Origin of the sequence: Streptomyces sp. SID3212, from assembly GCF_009865405.1 — a bacterium.
In the GTDB taxonomy this organism is placed as follows: domain Bacteria; phylum Actinomycetota; class Actinomycetes; order Streptomycetales; family Streptomycetaceae; genus Streptomyces.
In genome coordinates this window covers 1-7,027 of the sequence record NZ_WWJY01000250.1, presented here as the reverse complement: position 1 = coordinate 7,027, position 7,027 = coordinate 1, and the positions used below count along the sequence as shown (strand labels likewise).

1 protein-coding gene and 2 pseudogenes are annotated in these 7,027 nt (G+C 73.1%); all 3 read left to right on the top strand.

The features are described from left to right. Positions 1-390 precede the first annotated feature (390 nt). Positions 391-3,066, top strand: a pseudogene (locus tag GT042_RS07775) (bifunctional FO biosynthesis protein CofGH); the annotation flags it as partial. Positions 3,067-3,224: 158 nt separating this feature from the next. Next, complete coding sequence (locus tag GT042_RS07770) at positions 3,225-5,405, top strand: LamG domain-containing protein (RefSeq protein WP_161307973.1); 2,181 nt, start codon at positions 3,225-3,227, stop codon at positions 5,403-5,405. 123 nt (positions 5,406-5,528) lie between these two features. Continuing rightward, positions 5,529-7,027 (top strand): annotated as a pseudogene (locus tag GT042_RS07765) (hypothetical protein); the annotation flags it as partial.

Sequence of the window (7,027 nt, the reverse complement as noted above, 5' to 3'; positions counted from 1 at the left end):
GGTCCTGCGGCGGCGGCGCCGCGCGGGGCCGCCGGTCGGCGGGACGGCAGGGGAAAGAGAACGCATCAGAACTCCTCAGGTACAGCGTGTGGGGGGACGAGGGGAAATGAGCGGGCAGGGGTCCGTACCGCCCTGGGTGGGGGCGGGTCACTCGCGCGCGGGAGTGCCGTGGGGGTCGGCCGGGTCGTGTCCGCGCAGGTGGGATCTTGATTGTTGTCTACTGCGGGTCCGGGGGGTGCGCAAGCCTCGCGGCACGTCCGCCTCTTCCGTAACCGCTTCCGTGCCCGCTTCCGTACCTCTCCCGTACCTCTTCCGTGCCTCTCCGTACCCGACCGGGTGGTCCGGACGGCGGCCCCGGGCCTTTACCGCGGCCGTACGTATCCTCGAAGGATGACGACGCACGTGCCTGATCAGCCCAGGGCCGGACGACCGACCGCAGCGGAGGCCGACACCCGGGCCGGCGCGCCGGCCGCCGAAGCCCCCACCGCTCCCGGCGACCCCGCCACTCCCACCGTCCCCACCGCCAACTCCATGCGGCGGGCGCTGAAACGGGCCCGGGACGGCGTCGCGCTGGACGTCGGCGAGGCCGCCGTCCTCCTCCAGGCGCGCGGCGACGACCTCGCCGACCTGTGCGCCTCGGCCGCCCGCGTCCGGGACGCCGGCCTGGAGGCGGTCGGGCGGCCCGGGATCATCACGTACTCCCGCAAGGTCTTCATCCCGCTGACCCGGCTGTGCCGTGACAAATGCCACTACTGCACGTTCGTGACCGTCCCCGGCAAGCTCCGCCGCTCCGGGCACGGCATGTTCCTCTCGCCCGACGAGGTGCTGGCCATCGCCCGGCGCGGGGCCGAAATGGGCTGCAAGGAAGCGCTGTTCACGCTCGGCGACCGGCCCGAGGACCGGTGGCCGGAGGCGCGGGAGTGGCTGGAGGCCGAGGGGTACGACGACACCCTCGCGTACGTACGGGCCATGGCCATCCGCGTCCTGGAGGAGACGGGCCTGCTGCCCCACCTCAACCCGGGGGTCATGACGTGGACCGACCTCCAGCGGCTCAAGCCGGTCGCGCCGTCGATGGGCATGATGCTGGAGACCACCGCGACCCGGCTGTGGAGCGAGCCCGGCGGCCCGCACCACGGCTCGCCCGACAAGGAACCGGCCGTCCGGCTGCGGGTGCTGGAGGACGCGGGGCGCTCCAACGTCCCCTTCACCAGCGGCATCCTGATCGGCATCGGGGAGACGTACGAGGAGCGCGCCGAGGCACTGTTCGCGCTGCGCAAGACCAGCCGGGCCTACCACGGGCTCCAGGAGTTCATCATCCAGAACTTCCGCGCCAAGCCGGACACGGCCATGCGCGGGATGCCGGACGCCGACCTGTACGAACTGGCCGCCGCGATCGCGGTGACCCGGCACATCATGGGCCCTTCGGCGCGGGTGCAGGCGCCGCCGAACCTGGTCGACCGCGAGTACGCGCTGATGATCGGCGCGGGCATCGACGACTGGGGCGGTGTCTCGCCGCTGACCCCCGACCACGTCAACCCCGAGCGGCCGTGGCCGATGGTGGACGAACTGTCCGAGCGGACCGCCGCCGCCGGGTTCGCGCTGCGGGAACGGCTCACCATCTACCCGGAGTTCCTCCAGCGGGGCGAGCCCTGGCTGGACCCCCGGCTGATGCCGCACGTCCGGGCGCTGTCCGACCCGGAGACGGGGTTGGCGCGCGAGGACGTCACCCCGGTCGGCATCCCCTGGCAGGAACCCGACGAGGGCTTCACCGCCTCCGGCCGTACGGACCTGCACCACACGATCGACACGGAGGGCCGTACGTCCGACCGCCGTGACGACTTCGACCACGTCTACGGCGACTGGGAGGAACTGCGCGAGGCCGCCGCGCCCGGCATGGTGCCGTCCCGCATCGACGCGGACGTGAAGCAGGCGCTCAGCCAGGCCGCCGCGGACCCGACGAAGCTGACCGACGACGAGGCGCTGGCGCTGCTGCACGCGGACGGTCCGGCGCTGGACGCGCTGACCCGTATCGCCGACGCGCTGCGCCGGGACGTGGTCGGCGACGACGTCACGTACATCGTCACGCGCAACATCAACTTCACCAACGTCTGCTACACGGGCTGCCGTTTCTGCGCCTTCGCCCAGCGCCGTACGGACGCGGACGCGTACACCCTCTCCCTCGACCAGGTCGCCGACCGCGCCGAACAGGCGTGGGAGGTGGGCGCGGTGGAGGTCTGCATGCAGGGCGGCATCCACCCGGACCTGCCGGGGACGGCGTACTTCGACATCGCGCGCGCGGTGAAGAAACGCGTCCCGGGCATGCACGTCCACGCCTTCTCCCCGATGGAGGTCGTCAACGGCGCCTCGCGGACGGGCCTTTCGATCCGCGAGTGGCTGACGGCCGCGAAGGAAGCGGGACTTGACTCGATCCCGGGCACGGCGGCGGAGATCCTGGACGACGAGGTCCGCTGGATCCTCACCAAGGGCAAGCTGCCGACGGCCACCTGGATCGAGGTGGTGAAGACGGCGCACGAGCTGGGCATCCGCTCCAGCTCCACGATGATGTACGGGCACGTCGACCAGCCGCGCCACTGGCTGGGCCACTTCCGCACGCTGTCCCGGATCCAGCAGGAGACGGGCGGCTTCACGGAGTTCGTGACGCTCCCCTTCATCCACACCAACGCCCCCGTCTACCTGGCCGGCATCGCCCGCCCCGGCCCGACGGACCGCGACAACCGCGCGGTGATGGCGATGGCCCGCCTCCTCCTGCACCCGCACATCACCAACATCCAGACGAGCTGGGTGAAGCTGGGCACGGAGGGCGCGGCGGAGATGCTCCGCTCCGGCGCGAACGACCTGGGCGGCACGCTGATGGAGGAGACCATCTCCCGCATGGCGGGCTCCAGTTACGGTTCGTACCGCTCGGTCAAGGACCTGACCGCCATCGCCGACGCGGCGGGCCGCCCGTCCCGCCCGAGGACGACGCTGTACGGCGAGGTCCCGGAGGAGCGGGTGGCGGCGGCGAGGGCCTCGGACGGCCACCTGCCGCAATTGCTGCCGCTGCTGCCGAAGGAGCCGGTGGCCGACGCGCCGGTTGCCAAGGAGCCGGTTGCCAACGCGCCGGTCGCCAACGAGGTCTGAAACCCGATGGGTTGTGTCAGTGATCGTTGTTAGCGTCCCCTTCGGCCCGCCGAGACCCGGCGGCCGAAGGGGAGGGGCGGCACATGGCGACTCAGGCACACCGAAGACGTGTCACGACGGTGGTACTCGCCGTCGCGGCGGTGTGGGCGGGACAGGGCGGGGCGGTGGCGGCCACCGCCGTCGAGAATCTGCCGCCGCGGCAGCCGGTGGTGGCGGATCTCCGGACCGGCTTCAAACCCTGCGGGGTGGGGGAGGCCCGGGCGTACGTAGGCGACCCACCGGTTCTGCGCGCGGTCCTGTACGACCCGGAGGAGGACAACCGGCCGGGTGAATTCTCCGGCGTCAAAGGTGAGTTCGAGATCCGGTGGCGGGACGCCGACGGTGTCGAACAGCGCCTGACCGAGGTCACTTCTCAGGTCGGCTCGGGCGGGACGGTCCAATGGCGCCTGCCGTCCGACATCCCCGCGAACACCGTGGTCTCCTGGCGGGTCAGGGCCGATGACGGCCGGGCGGTGTCGCCCTGGAGCTCCGACGGCTCGGGCGCCCCCTGCGAGTTCGTCCGCGACGACGCGAATCCGGCCCTGCCCGTGGTCTCCTCGCCCGAGTACCCGGAGGACGTCTTCTGGTCGGACGGGGTCGGCACCTACGGCTCCTTCACGTTCGACTCGCCGTCCGACGACGTCGTGGCGTACCGGTACTACTTCGGCGGCGGTCCGGTGGGCACCGTCGAAACGACCACGCTCGGCGGCCCGGTCACCATCCGGTACGTCCCGCAGACGTCGGGGACCCAGGTGCTCCAGGTCGAGGCGTTCGACCGCGCGGGACGCAGCAGTTCGCCCGTCTCCTACACGTTCCACGTCCGGGCCGGCCGCGTTCCGACCGGGCAGTGGAAGCTGGCCGACGCGCCGGGATCGGGAACCGCCGCGGCCGGGACGGGACCGGCCGCCCGGGCGGGCAGCGGGGTCACCTTCGGGGCAGCGGCCCCGCCCGGCACCGGCCTCACGTCGGCCGCCCGGCTGGACGGCACCGGTCACGGCTTCCTGACACCCGGCTCCTCCGTCGTCGACACGGCGAAGACCTTCGCGGTGGGCGCCTGGGTGCGTCCCGGCAGGACGGACCGGGACATGACGGTCGTCAGCCAGGACGCCGACGCGGACACCGCCGGCACCCCGGCGTTCAGCCTCGCCTCCCGCACGGGTGCCACGGGCCCCGCGTGGACGTTCGCCTTCGGCGGCGCCCGCGTGTCCGGAGGCACCCCCGAGGCGGGCGAGTGGACGTACGTCCTCGGCCAGTACGACACCGAGACCGGCACCGCGCGGCTGTACGTCAACGGTGAGGAGACCGGTACGGAACAGGCGGCCACCGCCACGCCGAGCACCGGGGCCCTCCAGATCGGACGGGCGCGGGGAAACACCGGATACCGGGACCGCTGGCAGGGAGAGGTCGCCGACGTACGGACGTACGACCGGCTCGTGGTGCCCGGCGAGGTCACCGAACTGGCCAGGCGTGTACCCGAACCGCGCGGCCACTGGTCGCTGGAGAGCGAGAGCGACGGGGCCAGCCCCGAGCTGTACGACGGCGCCCCGCTGAGGCTGAGTCCCGGCGCCACCCTCCACCGGGGGCCGGATCCCTCGTGCATACCGGACCTCGATCCCGGCTGCCCCGTGGTGCGCTACCCGCTCGTCGGTGACGGCGACCTGGAGCTGGACGGGGCCGGCGGCCACGCCGCGACGGACGAGCCGGTGGTCGACACGGGTGACAGCTTCACCGTCGGTGTGGTGGTCCGACTGCCCGAGGTCGACGGCGACGGCGACCGCGAGGGCGAGGGTCAGGGCGACGGGGAACGCCCCATGACCGTGCTGTCCCAGGGCGGGCCGCACGGTGACGCGTTCAAGCTGCGCTACGTGCCCTCCGTCTACCGCTGGCAACTGGTGGTGTCGGCGTCCGACGCGCCCGGCGCCGAGGAGACGGTCGTGAGCCAGGTCCGGTCCGTGGACGAGGTGCAGCGTCTGGCCGTGGTCCACGACGACGCGACCGACCGGATCACCCTTTACGTGGACGGCATTTCGGCCCCCGACGCCACGGCCACGGTCCGGAGCCTGTGGACGAGTACGGGTGGACTCCAGGTGGGGCGTGCCCGTACGGCCGACGGCTGGGGCGAGTACCTGCACGGCGTCGTGGACGAGGTGCACGCCTTCGCGGGGGCACTCCGGGCCGACGACATCCCGGCCCTCGGCCACGGCACGGAGCCCTGCCTCTGCTGATCCGCTCAGGCCCCTCGGCCCCTCCGCGTCCCCGCTGCCACACTGGAGCGACCGGACGGGGAGGGGCCGAGGCGTATGGCGGGGCGGGAGCAGGGGCGGGGGAGTGGGCCCGGGCAGGTGTCCATGGCGGAGTTGATCCGGCGGCGGCAGCGGTTCGTCGGGCGGCGGGCCGAACTGGGCGCCTTCCGCGACAACTTGGGCCTCGCCCCCGACGACGAGGCCCACCGCTTCCTCTTCCACGTCCACGGCATCGCCGGCGTCGGCAAGACCTCGCTCGTCCGGGAGTGGGAGAAGACCGCGCGCGAGTGCGGCGCGCTCACCGCGTACGTGGACGAGGCCGTCACCAGCGTGCCCGAGGCGCTGGCCGCCCTCAGCGCCGAATTCGCCCGCCAGGGGCACCCGTTCAAGCGGCTCGACCGGCTCCTGGAGACGTACCGGCAGCGCCGCCACGAGGCGGAGTCCGCCTCGTTCGCCGATCCGGGGGAGGCGGGGGAGGCCGGAAGCCCGGGCGCTCGCCCCTCCGCCGCCGGCACCGCCCTCGCCACCGCCGGCACCATCGGCCTCGGCATGATCCCCGTCGTCGGGCCCTTCGCCGGCGTGCTGGACACCGCCCGCCTCGCCGAAGGGGCCGACCGGCTGCGGGCCACGCTCAGCGCCCGGTTCCGCAACCCCGACGACGTACGGCTCGTCCTGACCCCCGACGAGGTCCTGACACCCGTCCTGGTGGAGGAGTTGACAGAGGCCCTCCGTCAACTCCCCTGGATCACGCTCTTCTTCGACACGTACGAACGCACCGCCCCTTTCCTCGGCGGCTGGTTGCACGCCCTGATGACGACCGAGCAGTACGGGAAGCTCCCCCTCCCGGTCGTCGTGACCCTCGCCGGGCGGCAGCCGTTCGACACCACGCTGTGGGACGGCTTCGCCGACTTCATGACGGACGTACGCCTCGACCCCTTCACCGAGGACGAGACCCGCGGGCTCCTCGCGGCGAGGTCCGTCACGGAGGAGACGGTCGTGGCGGAGGTGCTGCGGCTCTCCGGCGGACTGCCCGTCCTCGTCTCGACCCTCGCCCAGAACCGGCCCGCCGACCCGGACGACGTCGGCGACCCGAGCGCCACCGCCGTCGAACGTTTCCTCAAGTGGGAGCGGGATCCGCTGCGAAGGCGCGTCGCCCTGGAGTGCGCGCTGCCGCGCGGACTGGACGAGGACGTGTTCCTGGCGGTGGTGGAGGAGGCGCGGGCGGGAGCGGGGGAGGACGCGGCGGCACTGTACGACTGGCTGCGCGCCCTGCCCTTCGTCACCGAGAGGGCCACCGCGCACACCACCGGGCTCCGCTACCACGACGTCGTCCGCGCCCCCATGCTCCGCCTGCGCAGAACCCGCTCACCGCGCGGCTGGACCGCCCGCCACGCCGCGCTCGCCCGGCACTTCGCCGCCTGGCGGGAAGAGGAGGAGACGGAGGCGGGCCTGCGGGCCGACGACCGCTGGCGGAGCGTGCGTTGGCGCGCGCTGCGCCTGGAAGAGACGTACCACTCCCTCTGCGCGAACCCGGCGACGGCCCTCGCCGCCGCCCTGCGCGACGTGGCGGAGGCCTGCCGCGAGAGCGCGGGCGCGGCCCGGCG